The following is a 20,694-nucleotide window of genomic DNA, read 5'->3' on the forward strand; positions in this document are numbered from 1 at the left end:
CGATGAATAGCCCTGAAATACACCAAGATAGCCAACAACCAGAAGACGCTCAGCATACGAATGAAACCCAGGCCACTAAGCCCGAAAAAGAAAAGCTTTCGTTACTGCTACTCGATGATGAGCAAGATATTCTCAAGTCCCTTACTCGAGTACTACGTTATGACTACGATGTGGTCAGTTTTGATAATGGCCAAGATGCCTTAGCACACCTGCAGGAGCACGATGCATCGATAATTATTTCCGACATGCGTATGCCAACGATGGATGGCGCTGAGTTTTTGGCAAAAGCCCGTGAAATGCGCCCGGATTCGCTGCGTTTTTTGCTGACAGGGTATAGCGATATGGCGTCGACGGTGAAAGCCGTCAATGAAGGCGGGATTCATACCTATTTGGCCAAACCTTGGGATAACGATGCGATTAAAGAAACTCTCAAGCAAGCTTCTGAAGTGTTTGAACTCAAAAGAGAAAAGCGGCGGTTATTGGGTGAATTGGCCTCAAAAAACCAGCTGCTTGAAACCATGAACGAAGAGCTGGAAGTTCAGGTGGAGGAGCGCACCGCCGAACTGGTAAAAGCCAACCGCCATTTACAGATACTGCTCAAAAATCGCAGCGCAATTTTTAATGACATTCTGCACACATTAATGGCGATCATTGAGCATCGAACCGGGCTTAAAGCCGATCATGCAGAGCGTATCGCTGAAATATCACGTGAAGTGGCGCGTAAGATGAAGCTCGGAGACAGTGACATCAAGCAGATTTACCTAGCGGGCTTAATGCATGAAATTGGCTTAATTGGTTCTGCGCCTGCTGTGGAAGCGCCGGTCGTTGACCAAGATGAAGCCGCGATTCCCGTTGCGCCATCCGCCAATCCGCAACTCGGCGCCGAAATTATTGCGGGGATTAAGCGCTTTGAACCGCTTGTTGAGATCATTCTTCATCAAGATGAAAACTTTGATGGCACTGGAAGTCCTAACCATCTTCAGCAGCAGGACATCCCAATCGGCGCACGCATTTTGCGCATTGTGAAAAATTACGACTTCTTTGTTACCTGCACCAATAATCCCACTCGAATGAAACCTGCAAGTGCGCTTTTGTATATCAAACAGCAAAGCGGGACTTTATACGACCCAGATATTGTAAAGGTGTTTACCAAAGTCGTTGAATCCGGGTTGGATAATCTCGACATTGATGCGTGTGTCAGCCTTGATGATGTCAAATCGGGCATGGTGTTAAAGCAAGACCTCTACTTGCCTAATGGCAAACTTATGTTGACGGCGGGGCAAACGCTCACCTATCAAACTATCTCGAAACTTAAAGAAATTGAGAAAGAGACTAAACTTCCCATAGCGATATTTATTTAATTAGGGGGCATCTTGCCAACCAACGAGGCGATTTACGGCTTTTCTCCCAATGTGCTTGCAAGCACAGTGGGAGAGGACTATGTGGTTGAGATCATGCGTGAATACTTGAACACAGTGAATGTGTTATTGAATTTTCCTCAGCCTACACCACAAGAGCATGAATCTGAGCTGATTCTTTGTCTGCATACCATCAAGTCCGCCAGTTTGATGGTGGGAGCGAGCAAAGCTGGAAAATGGGCGGCGAGTTTAGAAAAAAACGCATATTGTTTGCAAGATTCGCAGGTTGGCTCTGTTGAGCGCGCAGAATGGGAGCAAGATTTAGATAACTTCAAAGCCTATCTGGCCAGCAATGTTGAGAAGATCAATCAATATTTGCTACATCAAGATGCGCCTTAGCGATCGGTAAACTGACGGTGACACAAGTGCCTTGAGCGGTCGATTGAATATCGATATCGCCTTGGTGTAGGCGCACAATATCGTAAGCATAAGTCAGTCCAAGCCCCATACCTTCACCAACCGGTAACGTAGTATAGAAAGGGTCGTACACACGATTACTTTCATTTTCTGGAATCCCCGGACCGGTATCTTGAATCATTACGTGAACTCGATTGTCATCGGTTTGCGCATAAATAGTAACGTTGCTGTGGTTTTGCGTTGAGGATTGAACTCGCGAGCAGGCTTGCACGGCATTTTTGATCACCTGTTCAAACAGGGTTTTGAGTTCATCGGCTAAGCCCCAAATCGCAGGCTGCTTGGCGATACTAGGGTTGATAGTGACTTGAACATTAATAGGCAATGAGATTTGATTGAGCGCTTTATCCAAAGCGATAAAGAGGTCGACCGCTGTAAAATGTTGCGGACTGTCTTCGTTATGTTGGGAGTAGTGTTGCAGCGCGCTGACGATTTTTGCTACCCGATTGACGCAGGTTTCGGCGTCTTTGAGGCTGTCGTTGAAATCATCATGCAGGTAATCGACGAACTGAGCTTGTTTCCACTGTTGCAATTCAGCAGGGGCAGCGCCTTTTTGTTCTATGATCTGTTCGGCTTGTTCAATCCATTTATGGTAGGTTTCTAAGTATTCAAAACAGCTTTGTAGATTGCTTTTTACTGCCGCGATCGGGTTATTGATTTCATGGGCGACACCTGCTGCCATGGTGCCGATTGACGCCATCTTTTCCGTTTCTATCAGTTTTGCTTGAGTCGATTTAAGCGTGGCATTGGTGTCTCTTAGTTCTCTGTTTGAACGCAGCAGATCTTCGGTACGTGCAGACACTTTGTACTCGAGTGACTCATTCGCTGAAAGTAATTGTTGCTGGTAAATATGCATCTGGCTTTCAGACAGCTTAAGGTTTTCAACCATGTTTTGAAACGCTTTGGAGACACTGGCAAGTTCATCTTCACCTTTAGTTGATAAGTCAATATCCCGGTGACCGGATGCAATTTGATCGGCGGCGTTTTTTAGCTCAGATAAACGTCTGGTCAGATACGCGCCAAGCACGTAAGAGAACAGGGCAACCAGAGACATTTCACCAATCACGATTAAAGTACTCCAGTGCTGCGCATCGGCGATTTGTTGATGCAGCTGGCTTAAATCAAAGCCAATCCAAACCGAGCCAAACACAATATCGGATGCCTTAATATCCTGTTTAATATGATAGATTTTCTCATTTGTTTGATGATTATCTAGCTGAAATAGTGCGGCGTTTAATTGTGCTGGAGCCTGACCTTGAATGGATAACGGCTGGTTGTTTTCGCCAACTACCGCGACATAAACGATGTCTGGGTTGGACTTTAGTTCGCTGGTAAACGCATGAATGGTGGCTAAATCATACGAAAGAACGGCATTTTTAACCGATGTTGCAAACAGCGCAGCTGTTGAACTGGCGCGTTGCTCAAGCCCTTTGTAGTTGGTGGTCTCCAAATAATTAAGAGTTAGCGACAGCAATATTGCCAGTAAGATGGCTTCAATACTGGCGATACCGAGAATGGTTTTAAGCCGAAAAGACATAATTATTCTTCAACCATGTGCTCAAGCAAGGTGATGTGCAGTGCTCTCACATCATCCCAATCCGAGTCTTGGGCTGGACTTATGCCATTGAAACTGATGTTTTTCAGCAGTTCTAAGCCCTCTTTACTGTCGTTCATGGCCAGCAGTGCTGATTGTATTTGCTCGGCTAATTCGGGGTTGAAGCCGGGATGAAATGCAAAAGCATGCGGGGTATAGCCTGGTGTTCGCCACAGGATTCGTAATTGATCGCGAATTTCCGGTGCGCTGTTGTTAAAGGTGCGCTCTATGCCGCCACCTGCCGGAAAAAAGCCTTGTGCGACATTGAGATAAACCGATTCATGTGATGAGACATATTTAGGTTCAACGTGAATACCTTTCTGCGCCAGTGCCGACATTGGCACAACCGTTGCCGCAAACGCCACAGGTGAAGGAAAGGCAAGGCTTTTGCCATTAAGCTGCTCGATAGCCGTGATGGGGGCGTTTTTATTGATGACTAAAATGCCGCGAATTTGCTTATTTTTTTGTTTGGCGAAGGCGGTATAACCGGGCTTTTGGTGAAATACGGTGTAGTGATAGGGATTCATGTAGGCAATGTCATATTCACCGGCGAGCACACGTTTTTCAAATTCTGGAATGTCTTTCGCGGTGCGAAATACTACATCGTGTCCGACTTGTTGAGAAAGGTATTGAAGAATTGGCCCCCAATTTTTGGCCAGCGTGACCGCCGATTGTTGTGGCACGATACCAAAGGTTATCGTCTGTGCTGAGGCATAAAAAGCAGTCGAAATCGAAAAAACCAACACTGAGAGAGTGCGCTTCATTACCGTAAATCCTCACTAGTTACCATGCTTTAGTTAAGTGTAGATTAGCCGTATTGAAACGCCCATTTATTGTCTAAATTACATTCACTTGGCAAGATTCGTCGTGTGTATTTGGATCTTCGTTTCCTTGATGAGCGACAGAGCTTCATCGGAAAGCCAAGAGTAGCAGCCGAGGTTACTATTGCTTGGTTAGTAACGGAGATATTAAACAACTGGGCGAAAACGAAAACCGGTGAAACAAAAGGCAACATTGTCACACGGTTACTGCGGTATAGAATTTAGGGCCGCTTTTATTCTAAGATGGCATGGAACTGGCGCATAATTAATCAACCCCGCGATTCAATAGGAAGGTTATGGAGAATTTGAAGACCAAAGTGAGTGAGTTAATAGCGCAAGAGCCCAAGCTTTTACCGGTTGATATGGCTGAACGTTTGGCCGTCAGTGAGTTTGAGGTCGTTGCTGCGCTGCCAAGCGATATGGTGGCGGTGGCAGTTGGTGAACATGCACAAGCGATTTTAGAAACCTTGCCTGAGTTTGGCCAACTGACCACCATTATGCATGCGGGTGGTTCAATCTTTGAAGTTAAAGCGGTGTTTCCAAGGGGCAGTATGGCCCGCGGTTATTACAATTTGTTTGGCCAAACCGGTGAACTGCATGGGCATTTAAAGCTCGATAATATCGCTCATGTCGCTTTGGTCAGTAAGCCGTTTATGGGTAAAGAGAGCCACTACTTTGGTTTTTTTAGTCAGCAGGGTGAAAACATCTTTAAGGTCTATTTAGGACGTGATGACAAGCGTCAACTGTTGCCAGATCAAGTGCACCGCTTTAAGCAAATGCAAGCGAAATTGAAACAACCCAGGATTAAGTAGGAGTCAGTCTGATGGATCAACAAGTTAAACAAGAGAGCCTGCAAGGAAGACTTGAGCCGGAGATTCAAGAGTTTCGCCAATCACGTCAAACCTTACAGCTCGCGACCATTGATGAGCAAGGCAAGCCAAATGTCAGCTACGCGCCGTTTGTACAGAATCAGCATGGCTATTTTGTACTGATTTCAGAAATTGCGCGCCACGCTCGCAATCTGCAAGTCAATCCTAATGTGTCGATCATGATGATTGAGGACGAACAAAGCGCCAAGCAGTTGTTTGCACGTAAACGTTTAACTTTTGATGCGACGGCTGAAGTGGTCGAGCGCAATAGTGAGCAATGGCAAGCGGTAATTGCTCAGCTGAAACAACGTTTTGGTGAGATCATTGATGGGCTTAGCCAGCTACAAGACTTTGTGTTATTCAACTTCAAACCCGAACAAGGCCTATTTGTTAAAGGCTTTGGACAAGCGTACCAAGTTTCCGGTGATGATTTGGTGGATTTTGTTCATCTAGAGCAGGGGCATCAGAAAATTGAAACGACATGATGATGCTAATAGCAAAAAACCAAAAGGGGCATGTGGCCCTTTTTTGTGGCCTTCAATCTTAATCTGCAATGGTTGTAATCTAAAATAAAAAAGTCGATAGGTTCACTTGTGATAGAAATCTCGCATTGTAGGGCTATTTTAAAAGTAAATGAGTAACTCAATAATATAAGTGATTTTTAATTCTATAAAATTTTTTAAATAACTAATCGAACACTGATAAACCATACGAAATGCTATTAGTTCCCCCCCAAATGTGACTGATATATTAGCCAGAAATAATATTTTTGCCCCGATAATGATGGCCTTCACATCACAGTATATTCATGATTTTTTTATCGACGATATTTGACTAATTATTAATCTGATCAAGTTTCAGAACTTGGTTTTATTGTCATACCGGATAAAAAATAACATTTTAACTAGTTCATAGTTAAAGGAATGAATATGAAACTGAAAAATTATACTGCCGTTGGTGCGCTGCTAGGTTCAATGTTTTGCGCGTTGCCAAGTTATGCCGATGAGGTGCCAAGAACCGCGTTCGTTCATCTGTTTGAATGGAGCTGGTCGGATGTGGCTTCTGAATGTGAAACCTTTCTCGGTCCGAAAGGGTTTGCTGCAGTTCAAGTCTCACCGCCGCAAACCAGCATAGATAACGATGCGTGGTGGTCACGTTATCAACCAATGAGTTATGCGTTTGAAGGGCGTAGTGGTACTCGCGCTGAATTCCAAGATATGGTCTCACGTTGTAATGCGGTCGGGGTGGATATTTATGTTGATGCGGTGATTAACCATATGGCAGCTGCCGACCGATATTTTCCTGATGTCCCTTACGATAGTGATGATTTTCATACTTGCACCAGTGACATCGATTATACCAACCGCTGGCAAGTACAAAACTGCGATCTGGTGGGTTTGAACGATCTTAAAACCGAATCTGAATATGTACGGCAAAAAATTGCAGATTATATGAATGATGCAATTAGTATGGGAGTGGCTGGTTTTCGTATCGATGCCGCGAAACATATTCCAGCTGAAGATATTGCAGCAATAAAAAGTAAACTCGATGGATCTCCATATATATTTCAAGAGGTCATTGGCGCATCTGGGGAACCTATTTTAACCAGTGAATATACCTATATTGGTAATGTAACCGAATTTAATTACGCACGTACCATTGGGCCGAAATTTAAAAACGGTGGTATTAACAGTTTAAATGGCATTGAAAACTCCGACGGTTGGCTCGCCAGCAGTGATGCTGTCACGTTTGTCACCAACCATGATGAGCAGCGAACCAATGCCGGAACTACCTTGACCTACAAAGATGCCAGCAATTTATACTTTCTAGGCAACGTTTTTACCCTGGCATACCCTTATGGCTATCCAAAAATCATGTCGAGCTACTACTTTGATGACAACGACGCAGGTCCACCGTCAACGGGTGTACATAGTGGTAACAGCTGCGGCTTTGATGGGGGCGATTGGGTATGTGAGCATGAGTGGCGTGGCGTTGCCAACATGGTGGCGTTTCGTAACTACACCGCTTCACAGTGGCAAGTGACCGACTGGTGGGATAACGGTTATAACCAAATCGCCTTTGGGCGTGGTGGATTGGGCTTTGTTGCCATCAACCGTGACGACAACAGCACGCTCTCGCAAACCTTGCAAACGGGCATGTCTGCCGGCGTGTATTGCGATGTGATCGCCGCTAATTTTGACGAGCAAACTGGCGAATGTGACGGTGCGACTATCACCGTCGACAGCAGTGGTTACGCGACGTTTAACATCGCCATTCAAGATGCCGCTGCCATTCATGTCGGTGCCAAAGTGGGTGAGGTATGCAGCGACTGTTCAACCGACCCTGAACCAGAGAACCCAGTGGCGAGCACCGCTATTTGTTATGACAACAGCGCCAATTTCAGCACACCAACCATGTATTATTGGAGTGCGCTGCCTGATGGCAGTGTTGCCGATGCGACGTGGCCGGGCGTCGCCATGACGGCTAATGGTGATTTTTACTGTCACGATCTCGGTGTTGAATTAACCAGCGTCAATGTAATTTTCTCGGATAACGGCGATTCACAAAGCGACGATTTGGTCACCACATCGGGCAGTTGCTACCTAAATGGTGCATGGCAAAGCTTAGAAGATTGCGGCTTTACTATTGATTCCGGTGACACTGGCGGTGGTGATAGTGATACCTACACACAGGTGTGCTACGACAACGCCGCAGGTTTTAGTTCACCAACGCTGTATTACTGGAGCGTCGAAGCCGCCAGTGACGTTGCGGATGCAACTTGGCCTGGCGTGAGCATGAGTGAAGACAATGGCGTTTATTGCTATGACTTTGGCACGGATTTAACCTCACTGAACGTGATTTTTAGTGACCAAGGCAGCAATCAAACCGACAACTTGAGCGCCAGCAGCCCGAATCTTTGTTATCAAGCGGGAAGTTGGGTGGATATTGCCGATTGCGCAGCGACCACCTCAGCTGGGGATGAAGTGTGGTATTTTCGCGGCACATCAAACTCTTGGGGGCTGACTCAGCTTGAGTATGATACCAGCAGCGGGCTTTATACCACGGTGCAAACTTTTGCCGGTGAAGAGTCGCCAGCGCGCTTTAAAATCGACGATGGTTCGTGGACGGAGTCTTATCCTGATGAAGATTATGAGGTCGGAGACAATGCCACTTACAGCATCACGTTTAACAGTAGCTCCAAAGCGATTACGGTAACGGCTCAGTAATCTCGATACCGCAAATTAATCTACCAAGTATCAGCCATCGCGTTTGACGTGATGGCTTTTTCGTAGCTTTTTTGTAGATAACAGATATGGTCTCGACACTACCAAAGTGCTTAAGGGGTGAAATGTGGGTAAAAGGCCATAAAAAAGGCCACATAATGTGGCCAATGGACATAATAGAGAGATGGAATAACAGACTAGTCGTCTAAAAACTCAACGCCTTTTTCACGGAACAGGCGCTGACAAGCTCGGCCATCACTGTGGAACAGATGACAGCGGTGGGCAGGAATACCAATTTCGAGTTTATCGCCAACTTCGACATCCAGTGTATCCGGCTGACGGTAAATAACGTCGGCATCTGCGGCTTCAAGGTTCATGTAAACTTGAGTCTCGTTACCCAGTTTTTCTACGATCATCACGTCGCCTTCGATGGTGGCATCGGCGTCTTCAGGGCGCAATAAGTGCTCAGGGCGTACGCCAAGCGACATACGTTGACCGCGCTCAACAGTTTCGCCAGAAACTGGAATCCAGAAAGATGTGCCGTTCGAAATCTGCACTTTCACGCGCTCTGCTTCCACTTCTTCGATAAATACGCTCATGAAGTTCATCTTAGGTGAGCCGATAAAGCCCGCGACAAAACGGTTTTCTGGGTAGTGGTAAAGCTCAAGGGGTTTACCCACTTGCGATACAAAACCGGCATCAAGCACCACGATTTTATCGGCCATGGTCATCGCTTCGACTTGGTCGTGGGTCACGTAAATCATGGTACAGCCAAGCTTGCGTTGCAGTTTGGTGATTTCTGAACGCATCTGCACGCGCAGCGCTGCATCAAGGTTTGATAATGGCTCATCGAGCAAAAATACGTTGGGTTGAGAAACCAAAGTACGGCCAATCGCAACCCGCTGACGTTGACCACCAGAAAGGGCTTTTGGTTGACGGTCCAGCAAGTGGCTAAGCTGCAAAATGTCAGCGGCGTGTTCAACGCGCTTATCGATCTCATTCTTACTGGCTTTTGCCAATTTAAGGCCGAAAGACATATTGTCGTACAGATTTAGGTGTGGGTAGAGTGCGTAGGATTGGAATACCATGCCGACACCGCGTTTTGACGGTTCGATGTCGTTCATGCGCTCTTCGCCGATATACAAATCACCCGAAGTGATGTCTTCCAAACCGGCGATGCAGCGTAATAACGTTGATTTACCGCAGCCTGATGGACCAACGAAAACGACAAACTCGCCTTCTTTAATCTCTAAATCGACGTTTTTCGAGATCAATACGTCGCCATAAGCTTTACATACATTTTTTAACGTGACACTCGCCATCTAGCTTGTCCTCGATCGAATTTTTATTTTTTACCGCTCAACATTATATGAGTTATGTCGTGAGCGATAACAGTAGGATATGGTGTGATGTCTCTATGGTAAGAAAAAATAAGGGTGATGGACGACTACTAAGACACATCACCCTTCAATATCAAAGCTCGGTCCGCTTCCCCCGCGAAGAATAGAGTGTCTCCCCCGAAACAGAAATTCACTACCCCGAACACTCATTTTCACAGCCAACCTGCGTGATATTGCAAACTAGTTTGCCGCAACAAGGCTAATCACTAGTAAAGGTTTCTTACCATCCACATTGGATAGCTGTAGTGTCCCTATTTCGCCTAGGGTATACATCCTCCTGGTGAGATTTTTTGTAGGGGTAGTAGAAGGGGATGAGGGCACAGAGGGAGGAGAACGCACAGTAAGATCGAGTTCAAATTATTGCATTAGTCAATTATGAGAATGATCACAAACAGCCGCAGTTTTGTGATTCCGGTCGTCATTCAGTATCGATGGCGATCACGAAAATAAGCCATACTGCAGAGGGCGTAGGGGTTAGGAGGATGAGACGAGGCGGATTTTTTCTGATTATATATGGCGAAATACGGCGAAACCTCTGGTGAGCCCTACAACACAAATATAAAAAAAAGGATATGAACATGAAAAACGCCCTAAGCACAGTCGCGCTCAGTACTCTGGTTGCTCTTGGTTCGTTTGGTGCAAACGCTGCCATCGAAGAAGGTCAACTGACTATCTGGATCAACGGTGATAAAGGCTACAACGGCCTTGCAGAAGTGGGTAAAAAGTTCGAAGAAGATACGGGTATTAAAGTGACTGTGGCGCACCCAGACGCGCTGCAAGACAAATTCCCGCAAACCGCCGCAACCGGTGATGGTCCTGACATTGTGTTTTGGGCTCACGACCGCTTCGGTGGCTACGCTCAGTCAGGTCTATTAGCTGAAATCAAACCTTCAAAAGCCATCAAAGACGGCATCGTTGATTTTGCATGGGATGCAGTGAAGTACGATGGCAAATACATCGGTTACCCAATTGCGGTTGAATCATTGTCGCTTATCTACAACAAAGACCTAGTGCCAAACCCACCAAAAAACTGGGAAGACGTGGCTGCTTTAGATGCCAAGCTTAAAAAAGAAGGCAAATCTGCCATCATGTGGAACCTAAAAGAACCGTACTTCACTTGGCCTCTAATGGCGGCTGATGGTGGTTACGCGTTCAAGTTTGGTGCAGATGGTTATGACGTAAAAGACGCGGGTCTTGATAAAGCTGGCGTAAAAGATGCGATGAACTTTGTTAAAGGTTTGGTTGATAAAGGCGTTATCTCTGCGGACATGGATTACTCAGTATCAGAATCTGCATTTAACCAAGGCAAAACAGCGATGACCATTAACGGTCCTTGGTCTTGGGGTAACGTTGAAAAATCTGGCATTAACTACGGTGTGACGACGCTACCTAAGTTCAACGGTCAATCTTCAAAACCTTTCGTGGGTGTTTTGACTGCAGGTATCAGCACCGCATCACCAAACAAAGACCTTGCGGTTGAATTTATCGAAAACTACCTATTGACCAACGATGGTCTACGTATGGTGAACAACGATAAACCACTTGGCGCGGTTGCTCTAAACTCATTCCAACGTGAGCTTGACTCTGACACTCGCATCGCTGCGACAATGGACAACGCGATGAATGGCGAAATCATGCCAAACATTCCACAGATGAACGCATTCTGGGGCGCGGCGAAAAACGCTATCATCAACATCGTTGATGGTCGTCAAACCGTCGATGCAGCACTTGCTGACGCTGAGAAGCAAACCACGAAATAATATTGTTCTACCTTTTTGAAGGAGGGGGCAACTCCTCCTTATTTTCCTCTTTTATCGCTAGCAGGTTGTAATATGCAGTCAGTCCAAGGTATCGATGTTATGACATCTTCTAACAAAGGCTTACCCGCCAGCCAAAAAGTGTTTGTCAAATGGGCACTGCTCGGCACGGTCGGTATCATCAATGGTTACGCCACCATTCTCATGTATTCAAGAGGCGAACTGGCCTTCGCATTGCTTACCCTCATTTTAACCGCCTTAGCCCTGTACATTTTTGGTAGTAAGAAAACTTACGCGCATCGCTATATTTACCCTGGCATTGCCGGGATGATTTTGTTCATTCTCTTTCCGCTCGCGTACACGATTGGACTGGCCTTTACCAACTACAGCGCGAAAAACCAACTTTCGTTTGATCGAGCTCAGAATGTGTTGCTCGATCGAACTTTCCAAAGCGGGGAAAGTTACCCGTTTAATTTAATCGATACGCCGCAAGGTCAGGTGATCACCATCACTAAAGATGGCAAGACTTTGCTGACCAAGCCGTTTGATTTAACCAAGCTGAGCGAAACAGAATTGGCGCTAAGCGCAGGTGACGTACCGCAGGGCGACAAAGCACCGATCAAAGCGATCATCTCCAATCGCAGCAAACTCAACACGCTCGATCTGCAGTTGCCAAGCGGCGGTGAAATCCGCATGAGCGGCCTGCGTAAATTCGCTGCGGTGAAACCGCTGTACGCGTTACAAGACGATGGCGAAACGCTGATTAATAACGAAAGCGGTGAAACACTGCGCCCGAATATGGATGTCGGTTATTACCAACCGGTTGATGAAAATGGAGCGTTCGTCGGTTCAACCGTTTCGCCAGGTTTTGTGGTCACAATTGGCACTCACAACTTTGAACGCGTTTGGAAAGATGAGGGCATCAAAGAGCCGTTTATCAGCATCTTTATTTGGACGATCATTTTCTCGGCAGGCACGGTTATTTTTACCGCCGTTATCGGTATGGTGCTGGCAAGCGTAGTGCAGTGGGAAGCGCTGCGTGGACGCGCTATCTATCGCGTGCTGTTAATTCTGCCTTATGCGGTGCCAGCCTTTATCTCGATTCTGATTTTTAAAGGTTTGTTTAACCAAAGTTTTGGTGAAATTAACATGGTGCTTGAGTCGATTTTCGGCATCAGTCCATCATGGTTCTCTGACCCGTTGTTAGCCAAAACCATGGTGCTGGTGGTGAACACTTGGCTTGGTTTCCCTTACATGATGATTCTATGTATGGGTCTGCTTAAAGCGATTCCGGATGACTTATATGAAGCGTCGGCCATCGATGGGGCGAACTTCTTCCAAAACTTTAAGCGTATTACATTGCCACTGATGATCAAGCCGCTGACGCCGCTGATGATTGCAAGCTTTGCGTTTAACTTTAACAACTTCGTTTTGATTCAATTGTTGACCTCTGGTGGCCCGAACATGATTGGTACGTCAGAGCCAGCCGGTTACACCGACTTGTTGGTGAGCTACACCTACCGTATCGCCTTTGAAGGCTCAGGTGGTCAAGACTTTGGTCTGGCAAGTGCCATTGCAACGCTTATCTTCCTATTGGTGGGCGCGCTAGCACTGTTCAACTTACGCTTTACTAAAGTTTCGCAAGATTAAGGAGGCCGACAATGGCAATGGTTCAAGGTAAATCGCTGAAATACCGAGTTTGGGCAACGCATGCCGCGCTATGGGCATTCCTTGCATTGATTATATTCCCGCTGTTGATGGTCATCGCTATCTCGTTTCGTGAAGGTAACTTCGCAACCGGTAGCTTGATTCCTGATAACCCATCGCTTGAGCACTGGAAACTGGCACTGGGCTTCTCTGTGACCAATGCTGACGGCACTGTAACGCCGCCGCCATTCCCAGTTCTGACTTGGTTATGGAACTCAGTCAAAGTGGCGGGCATTTCATCCATTTTGATTGTGGCGCTGTCAACAACCTCTGCTTACGCATTTGCGCGTATGCGCTTTAAAGGCAAAAACACCATCCTTAAAGCGATGATGATTTTCCAAATGTTCCCGGCAGTATTGGCGTTGGTTGCGCTGTACGCACTATTTGATAAATTGGGTCAGTACATTCCATTCCTTGGTTTGAACACCCATGGCGGTTTGATCTTCTCATACTTAGGCGGTATCGCGCTGCACGTATGGACCATCAAAGGCTACTTTGAAACCATCGATAACTCGCTTGAAGAGGCGGCAGCGCTGGATGGTGCAACGCCATGGCAAGCGTTCAGACTGGTACTGTTACCTCTGTCTGTGCCGATTTTAGCGGTGGTATTTATTCTGTCGTTTATTGCGGTGGTTGGCGAAGTTCCGGTGGCATCACTGCTGCTTTCTGATGTAAACTCTTACACCTTAGCGGTTGGTATGCAGCAATATCTCTACCCTCAAAACTATCTATGGGGTGATTTCGCAGCAGCAGCAGTGCTTTCTGCATTACCAATAACTGTCGTGTTCTTACTTGCACAACGCTGGCTGGTTGGTGGACTCACCGCCGGTGGGGTGAAAGGTTAATAACAACGATAAGGGCGACCGTAAGGTCGCCCATTTTGTCTCTTCGCTTAGCACCTTTGGTTTGGCCGCCGACAAGCTAAGTGGAAGAACAGACTGGCGTTACGCATAGCTGGCTGTTAGTTTTATTCCTTACTAGATAGTTCACTAACAGTTTTTGTAACCATGACCCGAGTTTTACTCGGGTTTTTTTATGTCTGTTTGCCAGCAATAATAAACCGCCTGCTAGGGCGGTAAAGAAACAGATTGGGTCGATACGAGTGAATGCGAAGAATGCTATGAATGGCGAGGTAATAAACCAGCAAAACTGAGCGCTGTGCTCATAAAGCTCAGCCTTTAGCTCAGCTCTTTGTTGGATGGGGCGCAGCCCAAATATTGCAGTAGAACGTATAAGCTCTCTTGCTTTAACGCCACCTTGCGAAACAGATTGGCGAAGGTCTCATCACCGCCAAAGCAGGTTTGAATATAGTGATTGATGTCTTGCTCACTGTATCCTTCCACATACATGGTTCTTACCCATTGATATTCGACCGCTTTAGAATCAGCCAGCGTTGATTCACTGAGAGTGGTTGCTACAAGCGCCAAGTTCAAATCCTTATGTGGTTGTTTAACGTGAAGATTTAACCAAAGGCAGATGAACAAAAGATGACAAATTTGTGGCGAAGTGAAAGTTATCTATAAAAACATTCCAATTCTCTGGCTAATCAATAAATATCTTTCGCGAGCAGTAAACGCGAACAAGCGCGGTGTATATTGCAAAATATTCGCCACTTCAAACCCTTAGCTTAAGTTCGCCATTATTATCACATCTTGCCTAAGGGGTAGGCGCGCTGCGTCTGCCATGCAGGTTGTTTACTGGCTGATATAACGTCGGTGCACGCGCTGGGTCAGCTTGATGGTCAGTTCGTAAGGAATTGTCCCAATATGCTTGGCCACTTTTTCAATCGCTAAGTTGTCGCCCCAAAATTCCACGTCGTCCCCAACGTTATCGCGGGCGTGTGGGCCTAAATCGACGGTGATCATGTCCATCGAGACGCGTCCAACAATCGGCGCCTCTCTGCCATTGATGTACACAGGTGTTCTTTCGGGAATGCTGCGCGGGTAACCATCGCCATAGCCCATAGCGACCACGCCAATAGAGGTGTCTTGTTGTGACGACCATGTCTCACCATAACCGACGGGTTGGTTGGCATGATGTGAGCGCACCGCAATCAACTTCGATTTCAACGTCATCGCAGGTTTTAAACCGTGTTGCTTACCAACTTGCTCTTCATTTGGGCTAATGCCATACAGCGCAATCCCGGCGCGTTGGTAGTCCAAGTGTGAGTTTGGCCAATACAGAATACCCGCCGAGTTCGCCAGTGTTTTTGGACCGGGGAAGGGCGCAGTTTGGGACAAGAACAACTCAATTTGCCGCTTGGTTGTGAGGGACTCGAAATCGTCGGCGCAGCTAAAATGGCTCATAAACCCAACTGGTCCCGCCAGTTTATTGGTGGCGTGGATTTGCCCGACATAATCACTCAGCTCATAGGGTTGAACGCCCAAGCGGTGCATGCCCGTATCGAGCTTTAGCCACACTGAAATGGGGGTATTGATATTGGCTTGTCTGAGATCCTCAAGTTGCTCTTGGCAATGAATCGCAGTGTGAAATCCTTCACTGGCTGCGATTTCAAGATCGCGTTGGCAAAATACCCCTTCCAGCAGTAGCACTGGTTGGTGAATGCCTGCCGCTCTCAGTTCCAATGCTTCTTCAATGCGTGAAACGGCAAACATATCGGCCTGCGCCAAAGTTTGCGCGGTTTTAATCGCATTGTGTCCATAAGCATCGCCTTTGATCACCGCGATAACCGAGCGGTTTGCGCATTGTTGTTTGAGTCTGTCGTAGTTATCGCTAAGAGACTTGAGGTTAATAACCGCTTCGGCAGTGATCATTGAATCTTCCTTAATACAAATGTTCTTCCATGGCCGTTCGATAGGCATCGACTTGGCGTTAAATCTTTGATTTGTTGCGCTTAAAGCCAAAGCGCTTTGGGTGTCTGTAAATGGTGTGGCTCGCTAACTCTCGTGATGTTAGCGAGTTGTTCTTGTAGCAGATTAAGCAATATGCAGACCATTTGGCTGTTATGACATTTGCCGGATCAATCTCTCACCTGAGGTTCATATGCCGAGTTCTATGCTGCTTAAACAGATTGCCTGTTGAATGTTTTAGTTTTCATCTTGTTTGGAAATTTATTTTTTAAAAGTTTTATTTTCCAGATTTAAATTCTGTAGGAAATTTTTCTATTGATTGTTAAACATGACGTTTTTCTTCGAATCGATGCTGCAATGATTGGTTGAAAATAACTCAATATGCACCATTTTGGGAATATTTAGCATTAATTTAGTGCAATAAAGGCTGGGGGTGCATTAATTTTAAGTCATTCATTGTGAATATTTATTGAATATAACGACACAGATCACAAATAACGAATATCTATTAAGTGTTATTTTTATGGCATAAATCTCTGAATTAGGGGTTGCGCTAAATTTTAGATCTTATGCCCAATCAATTTGCCGATAATACAATCTTCCAAATATGAATATGTAAACGTGTTGTTTATTCTAAATTATTTGTGTTGATCAGATTTTTGCGCAAAATTAAACTTTGTGAATTTTTATTCATTTTTATTTAATGTTATGACTTGTTATTCAATTATTTGCGGTGTATTGACTATTTTTTGAATGATATTTTGCTGTTGAATGTATTGTTGTCACGAATTTTGCTCTGTAGATTGTATTGTCGATTGATATTTATGTCTGGCGCGATATCGCCTCAATATGGAGTACAGCAAAATGGAACTTAAACAACCTTACCTATTATTCTTGGGCGATGCGGCAGATGCACTGGCTGCCAAAGTCGCGCAAGGGATCAAAACATGGCGCCCAGACTATTGCGTTGGTCAGCTGCGTCTAGAAGGCTGTAATGCGGATGTCGGTCTTGAAGACATGACCATTGATCAAGCTGCAGAGGCGGGCGCAAAAACCTTGGTGATAGGCGTTGCTAACCGCGGCGGCGTGATCTCTAAAGAGTGGGTATCAGTATTGGTGCAAGCACTAGATGCTGGGATGGATATCGCTGCCGGTCTGCACAACAAACTGGTTGATATTCCAGAGTTAGTGGAATGTGCGAGCAAAAATGGTTGTCAGTTGTTTGATGTCCGTTATCCAACCCAAACTTACCCGGTAGCGAATGGTAAAAAACGTGCAGGTAAACGCGTTCTTACCGTTGGTACAGACTGCTCTGTGGGCAAGATGTACACCTCTTTGGCGATTGAAAAAGAGATGAAAGAGCGCGGTGTTGACGCCGATTTTCGCGCAACAGGCCAGACCGGCATTCTGATTACCGGTGCCGGCGTGAGCGCAGATTGCGTGGTATCTGATTTTGTGTCTGGTGCAATTGAAACCATCACACCTGAAAACGATCCGCAGCACTGGGATGTGATTGAAGGTCAAGGTTCACTGTTCCACGCGTCGTTTGCGGGCGTCACCACAGGGTTGATTCATGGCTCTCAAGCCGATGCTTTGGTGCTGTGCCACGAACCAACACGTACGCACATGCGCGGCTTACCGGATTACAAATTGCCTGAGCTGAAAGAGTGTATGGCAGCGAACATCGCTACCGCGAAACTGACGAACCCGAACGTGCAATTTGTTGGCGTTTCAATCAACACTTCAGGCCTTGCAGAAAGCGAAGCGCTTGAGTACATGGACAAAGTCGAATCGGAGGTTGGCCTTCCTGTGGTTGACCCATTCCGCCAAGGCGTATCACGCATTGTCGATAAATTGCTGGAGCTGTAATGAAGGTTGATCTTTATACCCAAAGTTGGCCAATTCGCGGCAGTTTTACCATTTCGCGTGGCAGTAAAACCCATGCCGAAACCATCATTGTTGAAATTGAACACCAAGGTATTAAAGGGCGCGGAGAATGCGTTCCTTATGGCCGTTACGGTGAGTCGATCGATTCGGTTGTGGCACAAATTAAAACGGTGATTGAGCAAGTTGAAGCGGGCATTAGCCGCGAACAACTTCAGCCACTGCTGCCTTCGGGCGCGGCGCGCAATGCCCTTGATTGTGCACTATGGGATTTGGAGTGTAAGCAAGCGGGGCAGTCGGTATGGGATAAGGTGAATCTTGACGCAGGTCCGCTGACCACCGCCTATACCTTGTCGCTTGATACGCCGGAAAACATGGAAAAAACCGCCATCGAACATGCTCATCGTCCGCTTTTGAAACTCAAGCTGGGCGGTCCTGACGATCTTAAGCGTGTTCAAGCGGTGCGCCGCGGTGCGCCGAACGCGACCATCATTTTGGATGCCAATGAAGCGTGGACAGCAGAGATTTATCAGCAGCTGATCCCAGAGCTTTTGAAGTTAGACGTTGCCATGATTGAGCAGCCGTTTCATGCCGATAACGATCATGTTTTGGATACGCTTGAGCGACCGATTGCGATTTGCGCTGACGAATCTTGCCATGACCGCCAGAGTCTCAGCAAAGTGATAGGCCGCTATGACATGATTAACATTAAGCTCGATAAAACAGGTGGTTTGACTGAGGCGTTGGCTCTCAAAGCGCAAGCTGAGCAAGCTGGGCTGAGAATCATGGTCGGTTGTATGGTGTCGTCATCACTGAGTATGGCGCCAGCTTTTGTGGTGGCGCAAGGTGCCGAAGTTGTGGACTTAGATGGCCCACTGCTTTTGAGCGAAGATATTGAACACGGCTTTGAATTTGAAAATAATTCGATGCTGCCTTTCCACAGTCAGTTGTGGGGGTAAGGGGAAAATAATGGAACGTATCGTTTATCTCAATGGAGAGTACCTCGCAGAATCTGCGGCAAAAATTTCGGTCTTTGACCGCGGCTTTCTTTTTGCTGACGCCGTATATGAAGTCACCGCAGTTTTGGACGGCAAGCTGATTGACCATGAAGGACACTTAGCGCGTTTAGAGCGTTCATCGAAAGAATTGGGGATTAAAATGCCGGTTACTGGTGATGAGTTGATGGACATTCAGCGCCAGTTGATCGAAAAAAATGGCTTAGTGGAAGGCGGGATTTATCTGCAACTGACACGCGGCGATGAAGGTGACCGTGATTTTTCATACAGTGATGAGATTGCGCCTACCTTAGTGCTGTTTACCCAATCACGTAGCCTGATCGAGAGCCCGAAAACTCAAACTGGTATCAAAGTGATCTCGTTTGATGATATTCGCTGGCGTCGCCGCGACATCAAAACCACCAGTTTGCTGCCAGCGTGTATGGCAAAACATGCCGCACACGCGGCAGGTGCAGAAGATGTGTGGTTGATTGAAGATGGGTTTGTGACCGAAGGCGGTTCAAGTAACGCTTATATCGTCACCGACGATAATGTGCTCGTAACTCGCCCGCTAAGTAACGATATTTTGCATGGGATTACTCGTGCTTCGCTAATGGCGCTGGCAAAAGAGATGAATCTGACCATCGAAGAGCGCTTATTTACGATTGATGAAGCGTATCAAGCTAAAGAAGCGTTTATCAGCTCGGCCACCACTTTTGTTTGGCCTGTTGTCGCCATTGATGACAAGCCGATCGGCAGTGGTAAGCCCGGTGAACTCGCGCTTAAACTGCGCGACATTTACATCAAAACGGCTCGCGAGCTTGCGGTTTAACGCCAAGTTAAGCAGAAAAAAACACCCGCAACTTGCGGGTGTTTTGCTATTAAGCGTCGGTTTTTAAATACTTGACGTGCGCTTCCATCTCTTCGCCGATCTCTTGGCGCATCTCCATCAAACGAATCGCTGATTTACGCAGCTCAATGTCTTCCTCGGTTTCAGGTACCCACTCGGGCACCGGAGTGGGTTTACCATTCTCATCGACCGCGACCATAATCACGATACAGTGCGTGGTGAGGTGGTTTTTCATCTCTTTGGGGTCACTGGCTTGAACATCGATGGCGATGTGCATCGAGGTCTTTCCGGTGTAAACCACTTTGGCATTCACTTCAACGAGATTGCCCACCAAAATTGGTGAGACAAAGCGAATTCCCCCAGCGTAGGCGGTGATGCAATACTTGCCACTCCAAGAGGCCGAGCAGGCGTAAGCCGCTAAGTCTATCCACTTCATTACGGCGCCGCCGTGGACTTTGCCGCCGAAGTTGACATCGGTAGGTTCTGCTAAAAAGCGCAAGGTTAAGCTGCGTTGACCCGGATTCATCGGCCATTCCTTCTTATCGGTGAATGCTAAACTGTGTGGTCACAAACTGATAACATAGCGTTCAACTTGTACAAAAAATCGCTTGGTGTCAATTAGGATTTGAGCGTTTGGATAAGGTTTTTGTCGTAGACGATATGTTGGCTATAAGGTGGCATGCTCTTTCTCGCAATCAGTTTTGGCACTAACTCATCGCCCCAGCTGATTGCATTGATGTCTTCGACTTTTCCTGCAAGAGTCCAATCTCCAAAAGTCACGGCGTCTGGAAGGTATGAACTTGACGCCATTTGCCAATCTTTGGACGGCTTACCCATATTTTGCGTTGCACAAAAACATTGATGTTGCTTAATTAATGATCTTGTGGTGAGGTATTATCTGCTTAAAATTCTATTATTCTTTGAAGTGAATAAGTAAAAATGTATCTAATT

General features: G+C 46.4%; 18 protein-coding genes. 11 read left to right on the forward strand and 7 right to left on the reverse strand.

Annotated features, from left to right (window positions below):
* Nucleotides 1-2 precede the first annotated feature (2 nt).
* Together nosR and BLS03_RS10690 are read left to right on the forward strand one after the other, a co-directional pair.
* Complete coding sequence (gene nosR / locus BLS03_RS10685) at nt 3-1,361, forward strand: response regulator c-di-GMP phosphodiesterase, NosR family (protein WP_093273379.1); 1,359 nt, start codon at nt 3-5, stop codon at nt 1,359-1,361.
* Between the two features lie 12 nt (nt 1,362-1,373).
* Nucleotides 1,374-1,757, forward strand: coding sequence for an Hpt domain-containing protein (locus tag BLS03_RS10690; RefSeq protein ID WP_093273382.1), 384 nt, complete (start codon nt 1,374-1,376; stop codon nt 1,755-1,757).
* Here BLS03_RS10690 and BLS03_RS10695 read toward each other — a convergent pair.
* Together BLS03_RS10695 and BLS03_RS10700 are read right to left on the reverse strand one after the other, a co-directional pair.
* Nucleotides 1,723-3,369 carry an ATP-binding protein gene (locus BLS03_RS10695; protein ID WP_093273384.1) on the reverse strand — a complete coding sequence of 549 codons (1,647 nt, stop codon included), beginning with the start codon at nt 3,367-3,369 and terminating at the stop codon, nt 1,723-1,725. The genes BLS03_RS10690 and BLS03_RS10695 overlap by 35 nt on opposite strands.
* 2 nt (nt 3,370-3,371) lie before the next feature.
* Nucleotides 3,372-4,190 carry a phosphate/phosphite/phosphonate ABC transporter substrate-binding protein gene (locus BLS03_RS10700; RefSeq protein ID WP_093273387.1) on the reverse strand — a complete coding sequence of 273 codons (819 nt, stop codon included), beginning with the start codon at nt 4,188-4,190 and terminating at the stop codon, nt 3,372-3,374.
* Nucleotides 4,191-4,543: 353 nt separating this feature from the next.
* On the opposite strand from BLS03_RS10700, the gene hutX reads away from it, so the two are divergent.
* The 3 genes from hutX (at nt 4,544) to BLS03_RS10715 (ending at nt 8,343) form a co-directional block, all read left to right on the forward strand.
* Entirely contained in the window at nt 4,544-5,059 is a 516-nt protein-coding gene (hutX, locus tag BLS03_RS10705; RefSeq protein WP_093273389.1) for a heme utilization cystosolic carrier protein HutX, read from the forward strand.
* Between the two features lie 11 nt (nt 5,060-5,070).
* Entirely contained in the window at nt 5,071-5,601 is a 531-nt protein-coding gene (gene hutZ, locus BLS03_RS10710; RefSeq protein ID WP_093273392.1) for a heme utilization protein HutZ, read from the forward strand.
* A 444-nt stretch (nt 5,602-6,045) separates the two neighbouring features.
* Nucleotides 6,046-8,343 carry a starch-binding protein gene (locus BLS03_RS10715; protein WP_093273395.1) on the forward strand — a complete coding sequence of 766 codons (2,298 nt, stop codon included), beginning with the start codon at nt 6,046-6,048 and terminating at the stop codon, nt 8,341-8,343.
* Between the two features lie 194 nt (nt 8,344-8,537).
* Here BLS03_RS10715 and malK read toward each other — a convergent pair whose 3' ends face one another.
* Nucleotides 8,538-9,662: a maltose/maltodextrin ABC transporter ATP-binding protein MalK gene (gene malK / locus BLS03_RS10720; protein ID WP_093273398.1), complete on the reverse strand. Its 1,125-nt coding sequence runs from the start codon at nt 9,660-9,662 to the stop codon at nt 8,538-8,540.
* Between the two features lie 656 nt (nt 9,663-10,318).
* Between malK and malE the strand changes: the two genes are divergently transcribed.
* The 3 genes from malE to malG all read left to right on the forward strand — a co-directional run bounded on the left by malE (nt 10,319) and on the right by malG (nt 14,049).
* The gene (malE, locus tag BLS03_RS10725) at nt 10,319-11,500 is read left to right on the forward strand and encodes a maltose/maltodextrin ABC transporter substrate-binding protein MalE (protein WP_093273400.1); all 1,182 of its coding nucleotides are present in this window, start codon (nt 10,319-10,321) and stop codon (nt 11,498-11,500) included.
* Between the two features lie 72 nt (nt 11,501-11,572).
* Nucleotides 11,573-13,147 carry a maltose ABC transporter permease MalF gene (malF, locus tag BLS03_RS10730; RefSeq protein ID WP_093273403.1) on the forward strand — a complete coding sequence of 525 codons (1,575 nt, stop codon included), beginning with the start codon at nt 11,573-11,575 and terminating at the stop codon, nt 13,145-13,147.
* A gap of 11 nt (nt 13,148-13,158) precedes the next feature.
* Nucleotides 13,159-14,049 (forward strand): maltose ABC transporter permease MalG, encoded by an 891-nt coding sequence (malG, locus tag BLS03_RS10735; protein WP_093273405.1) that lies wholly within the window; start codon nt 13,159-13,161, stop codon nt 14,047-14,049.
* Between the two features lie 333 nt (nt 14,050-14,382).
* Here malG and BLS03_RS10740 read toward each other — a convergent pair whose 3' ends face one another.
* Both BLS03_RS10740 and alr read right to left on the reverse strand, forming a co-directional pair.
* The gene (locus BLS03_RS10740) at nt 14,383-14,631 is read right to left on the reverse strand and encodes a hypothetical protein (RefSeq protein ID WP_093273408.1); all 249 of its coding nucleotides are present in this window, start codon (nt 14,629-14,631) and stop codon (nt 14,383-14,385) included.
* 267 nt (nt 14,632-14,898) lie between these two features.
* Nucleotides 14,899-15,978 carry an alanine racemase gene (gene alr / locus BLS03_RS10745; RefSeq protein ID WP_093273410.1) on the reverse strand — a complete coding sequence of 360 codons (1,080 nt, stop codon included), beginning with the start codon at nt 15,976-15,978 and terminating at the stop codon, nt 14,899-14,901.
* Between the two features lie 900 nt (nt 15,979-16,878).
* On the opposite strand from alr, the gene dgcN reads away from it, so the two are divergent.
* Genes dgcN through BLS03_RS10760 form a run of 3 tightly spaced genes read left to right on the forward strand, consistent with a single transcriptional unit; the run spans nt 16,879 to nt 19,725 of the window.
* Nucleotides 16,879-17,883 (forward strand): N-acetyltransferase DgcN, encoded by a 1,005-nt coding sequence (gene dgcN, locus BLS03_RS10750; protein ID WP_093273413.1) that lies wholly within the window; start codon nt 16,879-16,881, stop codon nt 17,881-17,883.
* Entirely contained in the window at nt 17,883-18,857 is a 975-nt protein-coding gene (gene dgcA, locus BLS03_RS10755; protein WP_093273415.1) for an N-acetyl-D-Glu racemase DgcA, read from the forward strand. The genes dgcN and dgcA overlap by 1 nt, the downstream gene beginning before the upstream one ends.
* Before the next feature lie 10 nt (nt 18,858-18,867).
* A complete protein-coding gene (locus tag BLS03_RS10760; RefSeq protein ID WP_093273418.1) occupies nt 18,868-19,725 on the forward strand; it encodes a D-amino-acid transaminase in 858 nt (285 codons plus the stop codon).
* 49 nt (nt 19,726-19,774) lie between these two features.
* Here BLS03_RS10760 and BLS03_RS10765 read toward each other — a convergent pair whose 3' ends face one another.
* Nucleotides 19,775-20,269, reverse strand: a complete 495-nt coding sequence (locus BLS03_RS10765; RefSeq protein WP_093273420.1) for an acyl-CoA thioesterase — start codon at nt 20,267-20,269, stop codon at nt 19,775-19,777.
* A gap of 92 nt (nt 20,270-20,361) precedes the next feature.
* The gene (locus tag BLS03_RS10770; protein WP_143015616.1) at nt 20,362-20,553 is read right to left on the reverse strand and encodes a hypothetical protein; all 192 of its coding nucleotides are present in this window, start codon (nt 20,551-20,553) and stop codon (nt 20,362-20,364) included.
* Nucleotides 20,554-20,694: the final 141 nt, after the last annotated feature.

It is taken from the genome of Vibrio xiamenensis, assembly GCF_900100015.1.
In the GTDB taxonomy this organism is placed as follows: domain Bacteria; phylum Pseudomonadota; class Gammaproteobacteria; order Enterobacterales; family Vibrionaceae; genus Vibrio; species Vibrio xiamenensis.

Bases quoted from the DNA above. Each gene is read 5' to 3' on its own strand.
- dgcA (WP_093273415.1), top strand. From the start codon at position 17,883: ATGAAGGTTGATCTTTATACCCAAAGTTGGCCAATTCGCGGCAGTTTT.
- malK (WP_093273398.1), bottom strand. From the start codon at position 9,662: ATGGCGAGTGTCACGTTAAAAAATGTATGTAAAGCTTATGGCGACGTA.
- BLS03_RS10695 (WP_093273384.1), bottom strand. From the start codon at position 3,369: ATGTCTTTTCGGCTTAAAACCATTCTCGGTATCGCCAGTATTGAAGCC.
- nosR (WP_093273379.1), top strand. From the start codon at position 3: ATGAATAGCCCTGAAATACACCAAGATAGCCAACAACCAGAAGACGCT.
- BLS03_RS10760 (WP_093273418.1), top strand. From the start codon at position 18,868: ATGGAACGTATCGTTTATCTCAATGGAGAGTACCTCGCAGAATCTGCG.
- BLS03_RS10715 (WP_093273395.1), top strand. From the start codon at position 6,046: ATGAAACTGAAAAATTATACTGCCGTTGGTGCGCTGCTAGGTTCAATG.
- BLS03_RS10700 (WP_093273387.1), bottom strand. From the start codon at position 4,190: ATGAAGCGCACTCTCTCAGTGTTGGTTTTTTCGATTTCGACTGCTTTT.
- BLS03_RS10765 (WP_093273420.1), bottom strand. From the start codon at position 20,269: ATGAATCCGGGTCAACGCAGCTTAACCTTGCGCTTTTTAGCAGAACCT.
- dgcN (WP_093273413.1), top strand. From the start codon at position 16,879: ATGGAACTTAAACAACCTTACCTATTATTCTTGGGCGATGCGGCAGAT.
- hutX (WP_093273389.1), top strand. From the start codon at position 4,544: ATGGAGAATTTGAAGACCAAAGTGAGTGAGTTAATAGCGCAAGAGCCC.
- malF (WP_093273403.1), top strand. From the start codon at position 11,573: ATGCAGTCAGTCCAAGGTATCGATGTTATGACATCTTCTAACAAAGGC.
- malG (WP_093273405.1), top strand. From the start codon at position 13,159: ATGGCAATGGTTCAAGGTAAATCGCTGAAATACCGAGTTTGGGCAACG.
- alr (WP_093273410.1), bottom strand. From the start codon at position 15,978: ATGATCACTGCCGAAGCGGTTATTAACCTCAAGTCTCTTAGCGATAAC.
- malE (WP_093273400.1), top strand. From the start codon at position 10,319: ATGAAAAACGCCCTAAGCACAGTCGCGCTCAGTACTCTGGTTGCTCTT.
- hutZ (WP_093273392.1), top strand. From the start codon at position 5,071: ATGGATCAACAAGTTAAACAAGAGAGCCTGCAAGGAAGACTTGAGCCG.
- BLS03_RS10770 (WP_143015616.1), bottom strand. From the start codon at position 20,553: ATGGCGTCAAGTTCATACCTTCCAGACGCCGTGACTTTTGGAGATTGG.